Below are 18,700 nucleotides of genomic sequence, written 5' to 3' on the forward strand. Positions count from 1 at the left end.
TGTGACCGGAAAAAGCACGAGTATCAATCGTACTTTACAGACCGCAGTCGTAAGCTTCGCGCTTATACTTGCAGTCTGTTTGGTGGGCTTGCTTATCGCCTACGCCTATGTGGTTGAGGACAATGTGTTTAACCGCCTAGTGAACAGCGAAGCAGGCTATCTTGAGCAAGTTTATGAAGAGCAAGGGCGAGTTGCCCAACCGCGCTTTCCGTTTATGACGGTTTACGCAAGTTGGCAAGAGCTGCCGGTCAGCGTGCAAGAGCTGCACGTACGCTCACTCGAACGCGTTGAGTTTCCGACCGAAACTGGTGGAACGCTGCATGTGCAAGCACTGCAACTCGACGGCAACGAATGGATTCTTGCCGCCGATGTAACCGGTTTTGAAGTGTCGCGAGATTATTTACCACGCTTGGTGCCCTGGATCGGCTTGATCTTTGTTATCGTGCTCGGAGCGGCTTGGCTATTAAGTTTTTACTTGGGGCGTAGCATAACCCAACCACTCGCGCGCTTGTCCAATAGCTTTAAACAGTCAAGCGATACCGCCGCGCCATTAGAGCTGCCTCCGCATTTACCATCTAACGAAATTGGTTATCTCGCAGAGGTGGTAAAAAGCAGCGTTGATAAACTGCAGGCTGCACTGCAACGTGAAGCGGATTTTACCCGCGATATTAGTCATGAGCTGCGCACGCCAATCACCGTTTTGAGGTTTCTGGTTGAGCGTCTTGATGACACGAAAGGGCTGAGTGAGCAGCAGGGCAAGCAACTCACGGAAATGGTTGCGCGTATTGAAGAAACCACCACAGTGCTGCTCGCACTAGCACGCGAAGAATCGGTACAAACTGAATCATTAGGCCTGTTGGCTGAGCTGGAAGCCTGCATAGTGAGCCACCGAAAATTATCGGGTCTCAAAGATTTTGAGCTGACGATTAATGTACCTGATAGCTATCGTATTCATGCCAACCAGAATTTGCTGCAGTTAATACTGACCAACCTGATTAATAACGCATTAGAGCATGCGAGCGAACCGATGCTGCATATTGAGCTGAAGGATCACGCATTGCATTGGACCAATCCAGTAGGCAATCAAACGCCAGAAAATGTCATTGAAACCAGCGTAAAAGGGCCTGCTAGTCAAGGTCTTGGGCAAGGACTACATTTAGTGAAGCGAATCTGTCAGCTCAGGCAATGGCGGCTTGAGACAGTGGTTGAGCCGCCAATTTTTCGGGTAATAGTTCAATTTAAATGACTAAAATAGAGATTCAAGCATAAAAATACGCTTTAATGTACTTCATACAATGTAAGTTTGCTATATTAAACTAAATGGTCGATATTTATAGCATAGTTCATTAAAAGCAACTTTATTTGGTGAGTACATGAAAAGTCACATCACAGATTTAAAACAGCAGACGCTTAGGCTTTTGCAGGAGCTCGAGCGAATCGAGGCAGCCGAGCTTGAAAATAAAGAGTTATTTCGGCTGTCTGAATTAAAGGACCGTGTGACTCTGTATGTGAAAGAAAACGATATTACCATCGACACCTTTTGCGACTTAGCGATGATAAGCAAGACAACACTTTACGCAGCGTTTAATTCGCCTAGCTCAACGAAGTGCTCAACCATTGAGTCAATTATCGCTGTATTTGGCAACTATACATTGTATGTAGGCCGCTCCGATGCACGTTAATCGTATCGCGACTGTTTTCGTCAATGGTGTGAAGGCGGGCGTACTCACCGAATATCGTGCATCGCAGGACTTATCTGCTCGTGAGTCTTATACGTTTGAGTATGCAGCAGACTACCTAGTAGATGGCGCACCAATTGGGCATCATCTTCCGCTCGCAAAGGCCCAGTATGAGTTTGATTCCTTACCGCCTTTCTTTACCAATTTACTCTCAGAAGGTTGGCTAAGAACCCACCAAGCACAGAAGGCACGACTTGATAAAAGCGATGAATTTGGGTTGTTGTGCGCCAATGGCGAAGAACTCATTGGTGCCGTATCAGTAGTCGCGGGTGAGGTTGAAACGTTACCAAGGCAGCGATTTGTTCAACTGCCAATACCGAAGCCAAGCACATTGAAAGACAAAGGCATCACCATTGTTGGCACGTCACGCTCATTCAATGACTACGCTGTTGACCACGCCAACGGACATTCCATATCAGGTGTGCAGCGAAAGCTGATGATGAAACTTGAGGGACAACAATTGGTGCCAACGACGCGTGGCGGACAATACATTGTCAAACCCGCCCCCGAAGGTGTTCCGCATTGCCCTGAAAACGAGTTTTTTGTCATGAGCTTAGCCAATAAGATCGGCCTTAAGACTGCTGAATGTGGCCTTGTCCCTTTTGAAGACGGGGAACTCGCTTATGTGACGAAGCGTTTCGATATTCTCAGCAAAGATGAGCGTTACTTTGTCGAGGATGGCGCGTCTTTATGCTTGGTGCACCCAAAGCATAAGGACAGCGATGCGTTAAGTTATGAAACCGTTTTAAAAAGGCTAAGTGAGACCTCAGGAAACAGCAAAGCGGTGACGCTCAACCTATTCTTACAAGTCGTTTTTTCATACCTTGTTGCGAACAATGATTTGCACTTAAAGAACTTTTCTTTGATGCGCAAACCTTCCGGACAAGACGCAACGATGGTTAATTTAACGCCCATCTATGACGTACTCAGCCTCGCACCCTATCCCAATTTTGATCGCGCTTGCTTTATGTCGATTGGTGTTCTCGCAACCGAAGAAGGTGATGAGGGTTATTTCAGTGACGCCTACGAGCAGTTTGGCTTTTATACCCAAAGCGACTTCGTGCAGTTTGGTGTGAATATAGGCTTACCGCAAGCACTCGTGGAGAAACAACTAAAACAGCTCATGGGTAAGCTATTAAAGGTGATCGAAAGTGGTTTTCGAACGCCGCTACCGGACCAAATGTACGCAACGATAACGGACCGTATTCGTGAACGCTGTCGCGCGGTGGAGCTACCCTACGACGAAGCGTAGGGTAGTGAGCGTCCAAAGCGCCCAATCATGGCTTTTGCGGCAAGCGCGAAATGCCCCAAAAGAACACCCCTAAACCGCATCCCATGAGGAATAAAAACAGTCCTATTCCGACTGGCGAACCCCAAGGTAAAATTACACTTAGTTCATACATTAATTTGCTCCTTTAGCAGCGATGGCTGCATGATTATTTAAGATGCTGCTTGAACCAACTATCGATTTCAGCAACAACCGTCTCACGTTCTCCACGAATCATGTGGTCTTCACCGCTGAACACCTTGAGATTATGCGACCTAACATGTGTGTACAAGCGATCTGAAAGTGTGCGCGCTGACTGCACGGAAACGCGTTCGTCGTCTTCACCATGCAATTGCAACACACCGACGTGAGCAGGTAGTTTTTCCGGCCAAAGACTCACGGATCGGGTGTATAGCTGCTCTGCTTGTTGCGTGGCGTAATTGGGGATGAGGGCGCGATAGACGCGTTCCATTTCTGGGCGAAAGTCTTTCATCTCGACTAAATCCACAAGGCCACCAATTACCGCCACTGCGCGGTAGCTGGTAGCAGTATCTTCTGGTGCATCGCGTAAGGCCATAAAGGTGTTCATCGCGCCTCGCGACACGCCTAACATAAAGCGCTGCGAGCTATCGGTTTCAGGCATTGCTGCAACTAACTCGCTGAGTGCGAGTACATCTTGCACGTCGCGGCCGCCAAATTCATCTTGACCTTCAGAACGACGGCTACCGCCCCGGTATTGCGTTGCGGCAACCACGTACCCTTGCTTTGACAAAGGAATGATAAAGTCCAATAGCTGCGCTAAGGTTACCGAACCAAAACCCTGATTACCGCCGCGGTTGTAGAGCACCATCGGTAGCGGTTCTGTCACCTGCTTAGGTTTGACAATAAACGCTTGCACCATATTGCCGTCGATACTTGGGTAAATGCCGACGGTGCAATCCACACTAGCCACAGCATCGTTAAAACGTTCTTCGTCGTAACGCCATGAGATGATCCACGTTTTGAACCAACCATTGCGCTCACGCATCAAGTCGATCCAAGCATCGTAGGTGGGGAACGCTTTAAAGCAGCTCCCACCAGCGTAAAACTTCGCTTCTTGGTTGGCCGCAAGTGTTGCACTGGGCGCCATCATGCTTAGCGCTACCAGCAGCATCGTTAAAACAATTCGTTTAAACATTAGTCTTCCTCAATAGGGGTATAGTTGATCTGGGCGCACACGCTGTCGATATCCTCGATCCCAGGTTGAACAAAACGCTCAGCTGAACTCATCTGTAAGCGTTGCGTAGGAGATGCCGCGAACATGGCTTCGAGCCACGGCAAGTGAGCAGAAACACGGGTATAGACTTCGTTGACGCCATATTCGCCGATGTCTTTGAACCAAGAGTCCGCGCGCGAGCTAATGCCAAGCAGCCAGTAGGTGTTGCCACGTTGCATAAAGGCTGGCCCGCCACTATCGCCGTTGCCTGAAACACCCTCTAGTGGTAATGCTTTGTCGCCACGGTCAAAAATGAATGAGATCTCATTGCCACGGGCTTTTTCCACGCGGTTTTGTGCTTTGCGCAGCACGCCGGCGTTAGCTTTGTAATTGACCGTTGGCCCGGTCAGACCGTTACCCGTCGCGCCAGAGCCAATAAACCAAACGTCTTTACCAACCTCGTTACTTCCCGCATAGAGGCGGGCAGGGATTGGTGTTACCAGAGGCTTTGCTAGCGCAATTAGAGCGATATCGTTGTCGCCTCCGCGTTCATAATCTGGGTGGCTGTATCGCGCTTTCACCTCGACGAGCTGATCACCGATGCGAATCGCAGTCCCTGGCGTAACGCAAAACACCGTGTGCGCTGCGGTCACAACCCATTGTGGTTTCACCAGGGTGCCGTGCGCGCCGATCTTGTAGAGGGTCGCGAGGGGTGGAAAGTCGTCCTGCGTAGCCAAATAGTGAGCATCTTTTACGTCATGGCGAATCACAATTGGTTTCGCCAACGCATTGATTGCGAATAGACACAAGCCGATACCTACAAGGCTAAAAAGCCAAACGGATAAGCCGAGTTTGCTGTTCATAAGCTGTCATCCACATCATAAACAAGGGTACCGTTCTGGAAAACGTGGGTGGGCGTTAACAAGGCTTGGGGATCTTGTGATGGGTCACGTTGCAGCAAGTTAAACGTCGCCGTTTTGCCTTGTGCGATAACACCTTGCTGCTGTGCTATGTCGAAGGCCATGGCGTTGCCAAGGGTTAAAGCCTGAAAAATCTCTGCGGCACTAACGCCTGCGCGCTGCCATGCACGAATTTCTTCAGCGACAGCAACCGCATGTAAGGTTCCGGGATTTCCTGCATCAGTACCAAAACCGACCTGCAAGCCGGCATCAAGGGCGGCACGTAGATTGCTGTATTGCGCCTGCAATATGCGTTGTGAGAAGAGTGCTTCGAGCTGCTGAACGATGGCTTGCTCTTGTGCTGATAATGCGGCGCGCTCCTCTGGACTGGCGTCGACCAAAGGTACATAGCGGGTAAAAATTTGAAACATCTGATCCGTTGCAGAAAGGTTTTTCTGCAATTGGGCAAAGGAATTCAGTACATAGGCGTCGGCAAATTGCTGTTCGAATGCAGTAAACGTCAGTTGTTGTTTAAAAATCGAAAGATAATGCTCGTAGGCCGTCAGCGTCGGCATATAGGTGACATCACGTGCTAGGGCTAACTCCGTAAACTCGCGGTCGATAGCAGCGGTCATCACGCCATGGACCAGAATATCTGCTCCTGCGCGAATGGCTGCTTTGGCGTAGTCCAAGTCTTGTGCGTGCACGGCAATAATCTGACCGTGAGCTTTCGCCTCTGCGATGGCCTCGGCAAAGAGTTCCTGTAATTGCTGGGGACTAAGCCCTGCTTCGTTAGTAAACACAAACTTACTAATCTGTGCACCAAAACCGCGTTGCATTTTGACCGCAGCGGTTGCCTCTGCTGGCGTTGCGGCAGCCAAAAACGTGGGGCCATGGTCACCGTCAAGCGCGGCGACAGGAGCAACACTTATCAACTCACCGGCACTCAAGATGGTCGGGCAACCTGCTGTGCAGTCAAGCTGATTAAGAGATTGAAGGCGTTGCGTTGGGCCGCCCAAATCCGCAACTGTCGTGATGCCAAGGCGAAGGTAGTCGTGCAAGATATCCGGCAACTGTTCAGTCAGCCATGCTTGGTCCTGGTCATAGCTGTGTAGTTCTGTTGCACCAATAATATCCGGTCGGGTAAAGGCGCTGCCACTCTGCGATAAGTGCACGTGACCATCGATGAGGCCCGGAATCAGCCACGTACCCCGAGCATCTATCAGTTGTGCTCCGGTGGGAATTTCCTCATTGATTTCGGTAACTGCCGCGATGTGCTCATTTTTGACAGTGACCGTTGCGGTGCGCCAATCGCTAGTGCCAGGTTGCTTTACTCGAGCACCGTAAATGACTTTTACTGGGGCTTCGTCCTGCGCTTGTTGGCAAAACTCCGGATGAACAGCATAAAGTTTGACCTGTTGCGCTTGCTGCACTTCAACACACTGAACATCGTCACCGAGTTGTTGCTTACTAATGACAGCAAATTCGCCCTTGTCTTGGTGGTAAAGGCGATAGCGTATGGCGTCATTTGAGCCATCAGCTAGGGCGCTGACCACCCCACCTACTAGCACCCCGGCAAGCACCCCGGAAATCATATCTTCGGAATCACCATCGAGCTCATCGAATAGACCATAACTCGCGCCCGTTACCATCCCTTCAGGTACGCGTGAGTTTAAAGTTACCGGCTCTTGGTCCAACACCACTGCATGATAGCGCTGAATTGTTTCATCGAGATCTGAGCGGTCGACGCCCGAGCTAGAACATGCCGTAAGCGCGGTGACAAGACCACAATACATAAGTGATTTAGCGAGTGATTTTATTTTCATGTTTACATCCTCTGTTCGTTGTCGGAACAGCATGGCAAGACATGAAATAAAAGGCTTAGAATTCCTCTATAAGAACTCTATAATTTGTAACGCTATGATTTTGATAGCTTATTTTTGTAATCCGCAATGAGCTGCTTGACTATAACAAGGTTACGCTCAAGCACCATTTGCTCAGCAAGTTGTAATTGTTCCTGAGCTTTTTCCGTGTTTCCTTGCGCGAAGTAAAAGTCAAAATAGTCCAAATGCCCTTGCGCAATACCTAGTGGGCAATTCAAGAGCTGTTGATAGCGAAGTGACTCGGCCAACAGTGGCTCTGCATCGGAAAAACGTTGTTGCTGAATCAATACCTGACCTTGCATTGCCTTTGCATAAGCGTGATAAAGCCAGTCCTGTTGGGCCTCGGCTGCTTCTTGTGCGGCGCCGAGAAAATGACTCGCCGCGGGTAGGTTATTGCCCATAAGCGCGACACCTTTCAAATAAAGGAGGCGTCCACGAAGTGGCTGTGGGGGCAAAGCGTCAAGCGCCGTAAGTCCGGCTTCAATATGCGGCAGCGCGGATTCCGCTTGGCCCAAGTGCAAGTGAGTGCGCGCGAGCAAAAAACGTTGCATGGGTTCTTCAGGGTGCTCAAGCACCGCACTTTCGAGGTAGGGAATCGCCGTTTGCGTTTCGCCCTGTGCAAGCAGTGTCATGGCTCGATGCGTTAAAGTCGAGGTTAACAGCGAAGAAGCGCCGCGGTGGGGACGCGTCAATTCACCGAATAACTGCAGCATCAGTGCTTCGGTGTAATCGTTGATAACCTGTTCAATGGTTCCACCGTGCAGCACGCCATGGCGTTGCGTACCGTCGCTATGCCATACGGTAAAAAGCAACGAGTATTCACCGGGTACGCCATTCAGCTCGCTACTGATGATTTGTGTTGCCCCCGAGACGGCAAAATAGTCCGCTGGCTCGGCAACCGGCTTACGATCCATGATGTCTAAAACATCACTGGCTTGAAAAATGGTTCGGTTGCTTTCGTTCGGTAGTCGCTCGATAACTGTTTGCATGGCGCCAAAGCCAAGGCCTCGGTCATCGTTTGTCAGCGCCGCAGTATCCGTAGGCAAGACCATTAAAGCTTGGTGTTCGGTTGCTTTGAAGCGCGGCCCTTCTTGCAGCCTCGAAGGCTTCTCGCCGTTACCGACGAAAGAAAACCAACCGATAGCCACAGAACCCATTAATACGGCCACAAGAACAGATAAAAGCAGCCATTGCGGTGTCGAGCGTTTAATGGCGGCTTGCGTTTGCGACTGTGATTGAATGGCATGTTGTGAGCTAGTGGGGATTAACCACGCATAGCCTCGCCGTGGATATGTTTGAATCACCGCAGTGGGCGCAAATTTCCGCCGGATCTCGTTGATCGATTGGAAGACGGCCTGATCTTCAACAATGCTGTTTTCCCACGCAGCATTCATGATCGCTTCTTTTGAGCACACTTGTTGTGGATGTGCGGCTAAGAATTTTGCTACCGCATAGGTTTTCGGACGCAACTCAATGCGCTCATTAGCGAATACTAAGGTGCCGGTGGCGTCGTCAAAATAGACAGGCGTTGCATTATCTTTGGCCATCTAACGGATTTCCTACCTTTTCCTATGAACTCTTTGGAACACTCAACCTGCGCAACGACAAACGTGAGTTTGGACAGCTCACCACTGCAGTGTGGACCAACGTTGCCGGTCAAAGCATAGAGCATTACGCACAACAGGGCGGCTATTTTTTTGTAACTGAACGCAAATCGAGTCAAGACTTTGAGTCGACGTTCAGCGAACGTCGTTTTAGCACCTCTTTTGTGGCTAACCAAATAGCAGATAATTCAAATGCCGAGCGACACTCAACAGCCAGTTTGAATGTTGATGTGCCTCATCTCGTAGTTGATTGAGATCTTTACCGTTAAACACGCGACCTTGTTGTATCACCATGAGTGGGTCGCGTAGGATTTGTACGGTGCTTACTGGGTTTTCTTTTAAAACCACTAAATCTGCCTGGAAACCTACCGCAATGCGGCCAAGTTGTTGATCCATGTCGACGCTATGTGCAGCATTGATTGTTGCTGCAGCCAGCGCTGCATGGGTTGGAATACCAGCGGCAACCATCAGTTCTATCTCATCGATTGTGGCTGGACCGGGCAATCCAGTTAACGCACCGGCATCCGAGCCCAACACTAACGTGACGCCGCGCTCGTGCATGCGTTGCGTTAGGTGATGCAGATATGCGTCAACCTCCAGATTGTAGGCTGCGAGTTCTGGCGATGCATTGAGCCAACGCTTAAACGATGTTTGCTCATAAATAAATCGCGCGAAAGGCGTGATTGCCGCTTGGTCGGTCTGCTTCAGGTATTCATACTTTTCGTTGCTAAGGCGGGTCAGCTCTCGGTTAACGGCTAGAGTCGGCACGAGTGCAACATCGTGGTCGACAAAAAACTGCGCTGCCGCTTCGGCTTTTGTGTCGTTAAAGGTTTGCGCTAAAAAGCCATCGTAGATTTCTTCGCTGTGCTCAAAGGTGCGTAGCGCACCGTGTTCCTCTAGTTTTGTGTGCATTAAGTCATACGAGGGATGCCCAGCAACCATCACTCCAAGCGTGTTTGCTTCGGCTAAGATCGCGCTGTACGTTTCTGCATGTAGGCCTTCATAGACTTTAATAAAATCATAGCCTTCGGCAATGTAATCGCGCACTGCCTGACGAGCAAGTTCAGGATCATTCACACGGAAGTGCGCGAGAGGGTCGCCCTGTTCGAGGCTATTAAAAATAGGACTCGATACCACCATTCGGCTGCCAAACCACTCTCCCTTTTCGAGTTCGTCACGCCATTTCAGGTGATAGGGAAAGCCACCCATATTGCGCACAGTGGTCACTCCAGCAGCTAACGCCGACTTGGCATAGCTACGATCTAAGACATGCACATGGGCGTCGATGAGTCCCGGCATGACGTAAGCTTGTTTGCCATCAATGATTGATAGATCATCGGCGGTGACTTGCGCCATGGGACTTAATTCAGTGATGACCCCATCGCGCACCACGATCGCGTGATCCGGAAGCACTTGCTGGTCATTCATTGTAATTACGTTGACGTTGGTAAGAACGAAGCTTTGCGATCTATCGAGATTCAGGTCGGTTTCGCCGCTCTCGAGATCTTGATAGAGCCACAGCAAGGCTGCGAGTGTAAAAAGCGAGAATAAGAGTATGGCAGTGCCGCGCAGACAACTCCGCGGAAAGGTTTTCAATTTGCTGGTTTTCATATGGGTAGACTCCAAGCACTGTTGTTTGTGCCTGTAGCCTAGTTTGCGGGCGACCGAACGGCGACCAGAATCAAGATTCTAGACTTTTTAAGTAGCGACTGGGCGGCATGCCGGTCTGTTTTTTGAATACCGCGTTGAAGGAAGACTTGGAACTAAAACCAGCGTCTAGCGCGATATCCAGCAGTGGCCTTTGCGGTTGCGATTGCGCCATCTCAACCACTTGCGCAATGCGTAGCTGGTTAATGTAATCGGCAAAACTTGTTTGCCCGCCTTGGTTAATTGCCCACGAGATATCTTTTGCATTGAGACCCGTGAGAGAGGCGATATCTTGCAACGCTAGGCGCGGTTTGAGAAAGAGCTCTTCACGTTTGACTAAGCCATCAATTTCGGTGAAGAGACTAACGGCCTGCTCATTCGAAGCTTCGGTGCTTACTTTTTCAGCTTCCTCAAACTCGCGCAAATCATCGAAAATCTCAGGCTGCCGAACAATCCCAACCAGAAAACCGGCGAGTAATAACAGTAAAATGACTTGGTCGATGAAATACCATTGATTACGCAATTCGTAGGGCAAGAAAGGCTGCAGATTGGCGCGTAGGACTTCAATGACGATTAAGCCCATCAAAGTGAACAACAGCCACATCAACCAGCGCAGTTGCAAGCGCTCGCTGTCAGCCCTGCGTTCCCTAATGGCACGCTCGTAACGCAGTAACAGCACCAGTGATAGTTTTAGGTAAATGAGTTGGCTCAATGCACCGATTGCCAGAACCCAGCCGATATGGCTTGCGAAAAAGAGGGCAATAAGTGCTGGTACAAAATGCACGACATCACGCCATGCCAGCGGCTGCTCCGGTCGCACCAAGACCCTGACAAATAGGTAGAGACTTGGACCACCGGCAAGGCTCATGGCTGGCGTAACGAACACTGGCACAAACCGCAGTTCTTCTAAAAAATTAAAGAGCACAGCGAGTGCTTGCACCAAAAAAGCCAAAACCAAACCGGTATAGCGCGGTTGTCCCCGCAGCATGGCGATCGCCAACACACTCACAAACAGCATGAGAAGTTGAGTAACGTTCACCGGCAGCAGTTCTATGGGAGCAAGCATCATGACTTTGATCGGTAGCTAGTTAGCTTTCATCAAACCAAAATACATCAATCAAGCTCTTATTGAAAACTTTGGCAATACGAAAGGCAGTTTCCAACGAGGGCGAGTAGCGACGTTGCTCAATCGCCGCTATCGTTTGGCGTGTCACACCTACCCGCTCGCCGAGCTCGCCTTGGGTCATATCACCGTTTTCTGCGCGTAATTCGCGTACGCAGTTTCCGATAGGCAACATAATCAATAACCCCGACGGAAACTGACAATCTGTACCGCGTATTCAACGACTTGCGCTACAACCAAGCTGAGCAAGCAGCTATAAAACAGCAGGTTTCCATCGCTCAAGAACAGAAAATGGATCAGCGAGGCAACAACGCCAAATGCTAATACACCGCCCGCTACAGCTTGCCCCCGACGAATGAACACTTTTTCCCGTTCATCGGCCTTTTGCTCAGCCTGCTTACGATTAGCGATGGCCAGTACGATTTGGCCGATCACGCTAAGAATAATTAAAGTGACCGTGAGTTTAATAAATACCGGCAGCACCGCAGGAACCTGCTGAAGTTCCATATAGGTTTGCACGACCGCATACGTCATATAAAGCCCAACTACCATGGTTGCAATCAACATTAGCCAAGCTGATTTTTCTTTGAAAGCCATTTTTACCACCTTATGTTAGAAAAGTTTAACATGCTCAGGTTATGTGCAGAAATTATACATGTCAAATATTTTTAACTTGGGTCATTGTTCAAGCCAGTTCAAAATAATCTCACTGCTGTCATTGCCAACAATTGCCATGCTGGGATGATTCCTGTTCGGTAGGTTTTTAACAGATAATTGCTCGCTCGTGAGCTGGGCAAAGGCAGCGTAAGGGGAAACTTCATCCGCCGACGAGGTCAAAATGAGAGTGGGTACCGATAGCGACGCAAGCATCGGTAAAATATTGGTATCAGAGGCGGTTAAATTGACCTCGGCCAACGCTGATGAGGCCCCATTGAGAATCGCATCTTCACCAATCAGCCCTGCCAGGAATGGATAATTTGAGCTTGAATAGCGCAGTACAGCTTCGTCGAAATTGAGCATAGGCGCCTGCAAGATAAGGCCATGAACATCATCACGCATGCTCGCAATTCGAGTCGCCGCAACCGCACCCATAGAATTGCCGAGTAAATAGAGGTTTCGTTGGGGAGAATGCTCTTTGGCGATGATTTCATTAATTACATAGCTATCGATGACACCAAAAGTCTTTGCCCCAGCAGAGTCACCATGCCCGAGCAAGTCGGGAACGATAACGTTGAACCCCAAGAAACGAAAGTAGAGCGCAGTATTTATCATGAACTCTTTTGAAGCGCGAAAACCATGCATCAACACAATCGTGCTTGGTGCATAAACGGGCAGATTATCTCGTGTGGCAGATAGCTCAACAGCGGTTGTGGAGCGCGCTGATGAAATTTCAGTTTGGTATTGCAAACGCCGACTTGTAAGCGGCTCACCGATAAAATAATAGGTACAACGGTCTTCTTTAGCGGAGCAATGCTCACGCTTAGTAAAGCCGAGCTCCGCAATTTCTTCAGGGGAGCCAATCGAGTCATAACTGAAGCTATCCGCTGATTGTAAATAACTCGAAACGAGTGATGCACATCCGGTCAAACTGAAACTGGCAAGTAATAGAATAATAAAACGTACAAAGTTCAAAAGGGTTCTCCGTCGAGTCACGAGCAAACTATAGCCTTGGTAATTAAGTAGAGCCTAATTTGTCGAACTTTTCTATTGCTTGATCTAACATCATTGAGCCGCAGCCAGACGCTTGCGCTCTGCAGATTTACTTACCCGGACCCACCGAAACAAATAAAGGATAATAATCTTTGTAGAAGCACTCACTACGGCGAGCAGCAGCAAGGGCCAACCATCCTCAAGCCCCATAACAAATGCAAATGCGATTGTCGAAAAATCCATCAACAGAATGAGTTGACTCATTTTTATATCGAGTGCTCCAGTACTGCCTAGCTTAAGTACCAGCATGATTTGATGGATATAGCCTTGCGCAAGAAAAATAGTAATAATAACTATCATTGCCGCCATTAGCTTGCGTCCATCATCGGTGTAGGCATCTGTTATTAGGCCAAATGTGACTCCTGACACGAGCAATATAATGGCTAAAGCGAAAAGGCTGAGGGAAGTAATCGCTTTTCGGTCAATCCATATTTCATACAAAACCACAGCCACTAAAAGAGCGGCTATCAACCTCGGCCAAACAATAAAGTGGTTAAAAGGCTCTATCGACATGCCGTATACAAAAAATGAGTAGTAAGCCAAAAAGCTAACAAAGAATTTATTTAGAGAGAGAATTTCAGTTGCTCCGTGCCGGCTTTCTCTCTTACGTAGCCAAACCGTCCTAACTTGCGAGAAGACACCAATCAGGCTCACTACAATTAAAATCGAATTCAAAGTTCCAAAGAAGTTAAAAAGCATAAGGACTCAATCAGGTAAATTTGTCGACAATATACGTCTAAAAATGATTATTACGAAATAAGTTTGACTTATAACCTGTATATTGTCGACAATTGAAGTGTTTAGATGAAGTTCATAAGCAATCTACAGTGGAGTTAATATCGTACAAATCGACACATCGCACTTCCAAGATTAAAGCCAACAATTTCCGCGTCGGCTAATGCTTTGCGTTAGGCGACGAGAAAAAATGGCCATTGGTGACCCTGGTGACCCTGGTGACCCTGGTGACCCTGGTGACCAGTGTAATTTTGCGCGAGCTCTTGATAATGGGGATCAGCAGCTAGCGCATCATTGAGCTGCAGTAATTCCTCAAAGCGATAATCATGCATAGCATCAGATTGGCAGATAAAACGTGCAATGAGTATCATCGAGAAAACCAAAACTAAACCCCCGTTCACTTCGATCTTTGCGGTGTTAACCAACAAGTGATCAAGCAGCACGTCAACGCCTTTTTGGTAGTTCGTTACGCCAGCTTCACGCATGAAGTCACTTTCTTGGCTGGGGCCAAATCGACGTTTCAGTAGATTCGCACGAAACAAAAAAATCAGTGTCGCTTCAAAGTCGCAATCGCCAAGGCGAAAAAGTTTGGCGTCCGTGGTGCGGTGCCAGTCGTGTCCTAAAAACCGCAATATAATCAGCAGCGAGTCGCTGAGGACTTCCTCTTTAGTGACGAGCGTGGGAACTTGTAACTTGGGATTGTATTCAGCCAGCAAGCGGTCACTTTTCATACCATCCCAGGTAAGCAAGTGCTCAGTATGATCTATTTCTCTTTGCAACAATAACCATTTAATCGAGCGTGAGAATGGCGAATCAACAATCCATATCAGTTTGTTCATTTGTGCTCCTATCGCTAACATCTTAACCGTTTACGCAAATCGTGTAGCCTGGTGGGCAGGTTTTCGGTGTGAAATCGCGTGTCCATTGCGTGAATTCTTCCATGCTGAATTGGCGCCAACCACGAATATCGACCAGCGTCTCTACCGCGAGGTCGAGCTCTGCGAGAACGGCAGCAAAGCGCACCATATCGTGATAGATTCGCGGTTTCGCGACTTTTAAATCGGTGACGTAATGGTCTTCTGCCAACACCATTTTAGCTGCAGGTAAGTAGGCTAGTAAGTAATTGCGTGCGTGTGCGGTCGCGATATCAATTAGCTTCAAATCACCTAACGAAAACGTGGCTCGTGGCGGGACGACAATGACTTGGCTGTCAGTCACATCTACAGCCACATGGCCTAAAATAACCGCTCGATGTTGTTCAGCAACGACTAATGAAGCATCTAAAGCGAAGGCGTTGTTTAAGCCGCGAACATTGGCATTATGATGATGTGTGACGACAAAGTAGTTGAGAGGCTTCTCTTGTTGAGAGAGCTCTTTCACCGCGGCGAAATTCTCAGCTAAGGCATCCGCCGCCCCCATTGCAATGTAATGGTCTGGTTGCTCAATAAACACCGTAATTGCGCGACCTGAGCCAGCTTGATACACGCCATCGGAAATCATTTTGGCTGTTAACTCTGAAGCGTCAATCGTTTCGCCCCAAGGGGTAAAATCGTCAAAGCCTTGAAAGGCGGTTTTGAGATCTGGATCAAGTTCAATGGCACGGTGAACTGAAGTTAAGCGCAGCTCGCCATTGACAAAGAAGTTCATGTCGCGGGCAAAGGCAACCTTGCTGTCGGTACTATGATTGGAAAAAACATAAAGCAGATCGCCGGCGCGAGGGTGCTGGCGCAGCAGCTTGTGGATAAGCCCATTTGCGTTGTCAATGAAGTAGGTATAGCGCTCGCCGGAGTCGGTTACGTAGGTCAGTTTTTGTTGCAAGCGTCCACGGAAATAGTCATCGCCAGCATAGTCTAGCTCACCTTTCAGACTCGCCAAGCGTCGAGCATGCAACGTATCGCTACTGCGTTCTAGTGACGCTCCAAGGCGTGCAAAAGTAGCCCAGTTTTGTTCGGAATATTTTTTATGCAGGATGTCGAAAACGATGGTTTGATCACCTTGCTGAATCCACTTTTCCAAATCTATGGTGGTTCGCGGCACGCGGTACGACAGCAAGCTTTTGCGCTGTCCCACGAAGTCTACTGTCAGTTCTTCATTGATTCGCCATAACTCGGGAATAGTGGGCGTTTCACCTTCGCCAGGCCACGGGCCTTTGTTGTAATCAATTACTTTAATGCTGTCGGCCTGTAAGAGCACATCACCGCCATAGGCCGCGACAACTTTATCGACAATCGCTTGCGCAACAGAATCAGTTGTATTGTTTGTTTGGGCGGCTGTTGGCGACAGACTAGCCACGCTTGATGCAGTGTAAAAACTAAGCGTAGCGGACAGGAGGACTAATATTACTTTTTTCATAAATTATCCATTGAAGTTCAGCGAGCTCGTGAGTGTGGCACGCTAAATGTCAGCTTTTTGTGAAGGTGTGTAAGGCGATAGTATCGGGGCATAACCAGATATCTCGTCCTTCCCACATAGGAAGGACAGCTGGCATTAAGAGCAATTCGCTCGGTATTCGCTGGGGGTCTGATTCAGGTAGTTTTTAAACGCTTTATAAAAAGCCGAGCGGGAGTTGAAACCTGTCGCGTAGGCAATGTCCAGCACGGAGTGATTTGTCGTTGCTAGTAACTGGCACGCGTTGTCGATTCTGGCTCTATTTATAAAGTCAAAGAAGGTGGTTTCGAGGTATTGCGACAAGGTTTGGGAAATATACTGGGGCGGTTCAGCAACATGCTTCGCTAGTTTGACCAGTGAATCGTCACTGATTTGTAAGCACCTCATAGCCAAAATGTTGTCCGATGGCAGACTGACTACTTGGTGCCAACAGCGGACGTTTACAACGCTTGGCTTTGCGGCGTGCCGGAGCGCCAGCGGAGGTGCGTCCGACAACAGCCACTTGTTATGTTCTCAGTTGCTTGAAGTACCATTCGGCCTGGCCCCACTCAAGGTCCTGTTCCATGCACCAATCAAAAGGTCGAGGATGCCGATGGTGATCAACTAAGTATTGAAGGTGTTGGTGGGCAATTTCTGGATCGTAAACTCTCCAGACTAGGCGTCGAGTTTTGTTCCAAGTTTCTCTGACAAGGAACAAAGCGTTTCCACCTGCTTTGATTTCTTCGTCTAATTTGTCACAGAACGGATCGACAATTTCTCTTTCTTCCTCCGAGGGCATTCCATTATCGATCGTTTCCTCAAAGTCGATGATCACCGAAAGGTGCCACCCGAAAATCTGCTTGTGCTCGAAGTCAATGAGTGCAGAATTGAGCATCCCAATACACGGCATGCTGTCCTCTTTCCATTCCATCAGCGTGTAGGACTCCTCAGGGAGGACCACACGCACCTCATTTTCTTTGAGAGGCTCTTCCTTTTTTCTTCCAAACAACTTCCCTAGCACAACATTTCTCCTGGAACATAACGTCGTGCTAAGCCGACCGAACCGAGAGTGTAACACAGCGCGTACAATGGCGAAGCCATGCGCTGTGTGGAGCGTAGGTGAAGGTTCGGCTTGAGCACCTTGTTGGGTGCTTTGCGCACTAGGAACCACTGCCCCACCAAGAAGCCCTGAACTACCCTACTTTGAAGATGTACTACAATGGCCAAATTGAAGAAGGGGTGTACGCGCCGCTTGCCCAACTTACGCGAACCACCAGAAAAGCTTGATAAAATGGTTAACACTGAAAAAACCTACGCCCTCATTTCAAACTCTTCAAGCCGAGAATTTCAACGACAACCTTCCTTTAAAACGCGCCGGAAACGATATACCAAAGACCACAGAAATAATATCGTTCGCGCAAAGCCTTCACTGAACTCTGACGACTAGAAAACAAAATTTAGAATGTTTTACCTACACCCAACGCCGTGCTAAGCCGGCCGAACCGAGAGTGTAGCACAGCGCGTACAATGGCGAAGCCATGCGCTGGGCGGAGCGTAGGTGAAGGTTCAGCTTGAGCGTCTTGTTGGGTGCCTGCCAGTTAGAACCTACCCACTTCCAGCGAACTAACTTAGCCTTGCAAAGACTGGCACGCTTTTAGGCTGCTTGCGATGTGAAACCCCAAGGACAGCTAAAGTATAGAACACCGTTTTTTGCGGGAACACCACTGTTTTGCAAATGAAAATAAACACGGCTTGTGAACTGGTACGACGACGATATTCGCCGCTCTAACTTAGGTTAACCCTGTTCCCCAACCTGCAGGAAAGATAGCTTTGGCCCTCTGACTTCCGTTATTAAAAACGTTCTCGCCTCGAACCACCACGACTAATAATGCCAGGCTTCTGCACATTTAGAACCAAGATGTTTTTTTACACCCAACGCCGTGCTAAGCCGGCCGAATCGAGAGTGTAGCACGGCGAGATATAATGAGCGAAGCGAACCAGCCTGCGCAACGTAGGTGAAGGTTCGGCTTGAGCACCTTGTTGGGTGCATACCACTAACGCTGATCCCAGTGACGCTGCATTTCGAGATAGAGAAACGAAGCTGTCCAAGTAATAAGTACCAACCCTGCTATTGACTCAATGCCTGTAAGATAGCGAATATACCCTAAAGGCTCAATATCACCAAAGCCGACTGTTGTGTAAACCGTAAACGAAAAATATACGCAGTCCAACAACGTACCATCAAAATTGCCTTCTAAACTACCCCAACCCGAACCTTGAGATTTAAAATAGTAACCTAAAGCAAAAATCCATATTTCTATAACATGAGCAATCAAGGCGCCAAAGACTCCGAAAACTATCCGTAGGCTATGAGCGAAAGTAAAACGTGGTAGGATTTTAACGATCTGGTGCAATATGCCGTAATGCACCATGACCACTACGGCGACAAGCAAACTATTGATTACAAACGCGAGAAGCAACTGCATTACAAATTTACCCAGAAATTACTGTGATCTACTTTAGCACCCAAC

The 18,700-nt window shown here is 48.6% G+C and carries 18 protein-coding genes; 3 read left to right on the top strand and 15 right to left on the bottom strand.

The features are described 5' to 3' along the window. Nucleotide 1 precedes the first annotated feature (1 nt). The 3 genes from BM334_RS07005 (at nt 2) to BM334_RS07015 (ending at nt 2,991) form a co-directional block, all read left to right on the top strand. On the top strand, nt 2–1,246 hold the full coding sequence (locus BM334_RS07005) for a sensor histidine kinase (RefSeq protein WP_198677365.1): 1,245 nt from the start codon (nt 2–4) through the stop codon (nt 1,244–1,246). 127 nt (nt 1,247–1,373) lie between these two features. After that, on the top strand, nt 1,374–1,682 hold the full coding sequence (locus BM334_RS07010; protein WP_092839960.1) for a hypothetical protein: 309 nt from the start codon (nt 1,374–1,376) through the stop codon (nt 1,680–1,682). Beyond that, on the top strand, nt 1,672–2,991 hold the full coding sequence (locus BM334_RS07015) for a type II toxin-antitoxin system HipA family toxin (protein WP_092839963.1): 1,320 nt from the start codon (nt 1,672–1,674) through the stop codon (nt 2,989–2,991). The genes BM334_RS07010 and BM334_RS07015 overlap by 11 nt, the downstream gene beginning before the upstream one ends. 184 nt (nt 2,992–3,175) lie before the next feature. On the opposite strand, the gene BM334_RS07020 is transcribed toward BM334_RS07015, so the two are convergent. The 15 genes from BM334_RS07020 to BM334_RS07090 all read right to left on the bottom strand — a co-directional run bounded on the left by BM334_RS07020 (nt 3,176) and on the right by BM334_RS07090 (nt 18,655). After that, nucleotides 3,176–4,183: an alpha/beta hydrolase family protein gene (locus BM334_RS07020; RefSeq protein WP_092839966.1), complete on the bottom strand. Its 1,008-nt coding sequence runs from the start codon at nt 4,181–4,183 to the stop codon at nt 3,176–3,178. Next, the gene (locus tag BM334_RS07025; protein ID WP_092839970.1) at nt 4,183–5,064 is read right to left on the bottom strand and encodes a S1 family peptidase; all 882 of its coding nucleotides are present in this window, start codon (nt 5,062–5,064) and stop codon (nt 4,183–4,185) included. Before BM334_RS07025 ends, BM334_RS07020 begins: the two co-directional genes overlap by 1 nt. After that, entirely contained in the window at nt 5,061–6,926 is a 1,866-nt protein-coding gene (locus BM334_RS07030; RefSeq protein WP_157981879.1) for an amidohydrolase family protein, read from the bottom strand. Before BM334_RS07030 ends, BM334_RS07025 begins: the two co-directional genes overlap by 4 nt. A 92-nt stretch (nt 6,927–7,018) precedes the next feature. Next, nucleotides 7,019–8,530, bottom strand: a complete 1,512-nt coding sequence (locus BM334_RS07035) for a winged helix-turn-helix domain-containing protein (RefSeq protein ID WP_092839978.1) — start codon at nt 8,528–8,530, stop codon at nt 7,019–7,021. 225 nt (nt 8,531–8,755) lie between these two features. Continuing rightward, nucleotides 8,756–10,198 (bottom strand): amidohydrolase family protein, encoded by a 1,443-nt coding sequence (locus BM334_RS07040; RefSeq protein WP_092839981.1) that lies wholly within the window; start codon nt 10,196–10,198, stop codon nt 8,756–8,758. 70 nt (nt 10,199–10,268) lie between these two features. Then, nucleotides 10,269–11,303 (bottom strand): helix-turn-helix domain-containing protein, encoded by a 1,035-nt coding sequence (locus BM334_RS07045; protein WP_092839984.1) that lies wholly within the window; start codon nt 11,301–11,303, stop codon nt 10,269–10,271. 19 nt (nt 11,304–11,322) lie between these two features. Next, nucleotides 11,323–11,532 (bottom strand): helix-turn-helix transcriptional regulator, encoded by a 210-nt coding sequence (locus tag BM334_RS07050; RefSeq protein WP_092839987.1) that lies wholly within the window; start codon nt 11,530–11,532, stop codon nt 11,323–11,325. A 2-nt stretch (nt 11,533–11,534) separates the two neighbouring features. Continuing rightward, a complete protein-coding gene (locus tag BM334_RS07055) occupies nt 11,535–11,954 on the bottom strand; it encodes a hypothetical protein (RefSeq protein WP_092839990.1) in 420 nt (139 codons plus the stop codon). Nucleotides 11,955–12,035: 81 nt separating this feature from the next. Further along, the gene (locus tag BM334_RS07060) at nt 12,036–12,989 is read right to left on the bottom strand and encodes an alpha/beta hydrolase (RefSeq protein ID WP_092839993.1); all 954 of its coding nucleotides are present in this window, start codon (nt 12,987–12,989) and stop codon (nt 12,036–12,038) included. Nucleotides 12,990–13,079: 90 nt separating this feature from the next. Continuing rightward, nucleotides 13,080–13,766 carry a hypothetical protein gene (locus BM334_RS07065; protein WP_092839996.1) on the bottom strand — a complete coding sequence of 229 codons (687 nt, stop codon included), beginning with the start codon at nt 13,764–13,766 and terminating at the stop codon, nt 13,080–13,082. Nucleotides 13,767–13,975: 209 nt separating this feature from the next. After that, on the bottom strand, nt 13,976–14,641 hold the full coding sequence (locus BM334_RS07070) for a glutathione S-transferase N-terminal domain-containing protein (protein ID WP_157981880.1): 666 nt from the start codon (nt 14,639–14,641) through the stop codon (nt 13,976–13,978). Between the two features lie 22 nt (nt 14,642–14,663). Then, a complete protein-coding gene (locus BM334_RS07075) occupies nt 14,664–16,154 on the bottom strand; it encodes an MBL fold metallo-hydrolase (RefSeq protein ID WP_092840002.1) in 1,491 nt (496 codons plus the stop codon). A gap of 135 nt (nt 16,155–16,289) precedes the next feature. Next, complete coding sequence (locus tag BM334_RS12960; RefSeq protein ID WP_092840005.1) at nt 16,290–16,577, bottom strand: helix-turn-helix transcriptional regulator; 288 nt, start codon at nt 16,575–16,577, stop codon at nt 16,290–16,292. A 118-nt stretch (nt 16,578–16,695) separates the two neighbouring features. Further along, a complete protein-coding gene (locus tag BM334_RS07085) occupies nt 16,696–17,190 on the bottom strand; it encodes a DUF695 domain-containing protein (protein ID WP_092840008.1) in 495 nt (164 codons plus the stop codon). Between the two features lie 1,033 nt (nt 17,191–18,223). Continuing rightward, nucleotides 18,224–18,655: a potassium channel family protein gene (locus tag BM334_RS07090; protein WP_228759564.1), complete on the bottom strand. Its 432-nt coding sequence runs from the start codon at nt 18,653–18,655 to the stop codon at nt 18,224–18,226. Between the last annotated feature and the right edge of the window lie 45 nt (nt 18,656–18,700).

Origin of the sequence: Pseudidiomarina donghaiensis, assembly GCF_900116895.1 — a bacterium.
In the GTDB taxonomy this organism is placed as follows: domain Bacteria; phylum Pseudomonadota; class Gammaproteobacteria; order Enterobacterales; family Alteromonadaceae; genus Pseudidiomarina; species Pseudidiomarina donghaiensis.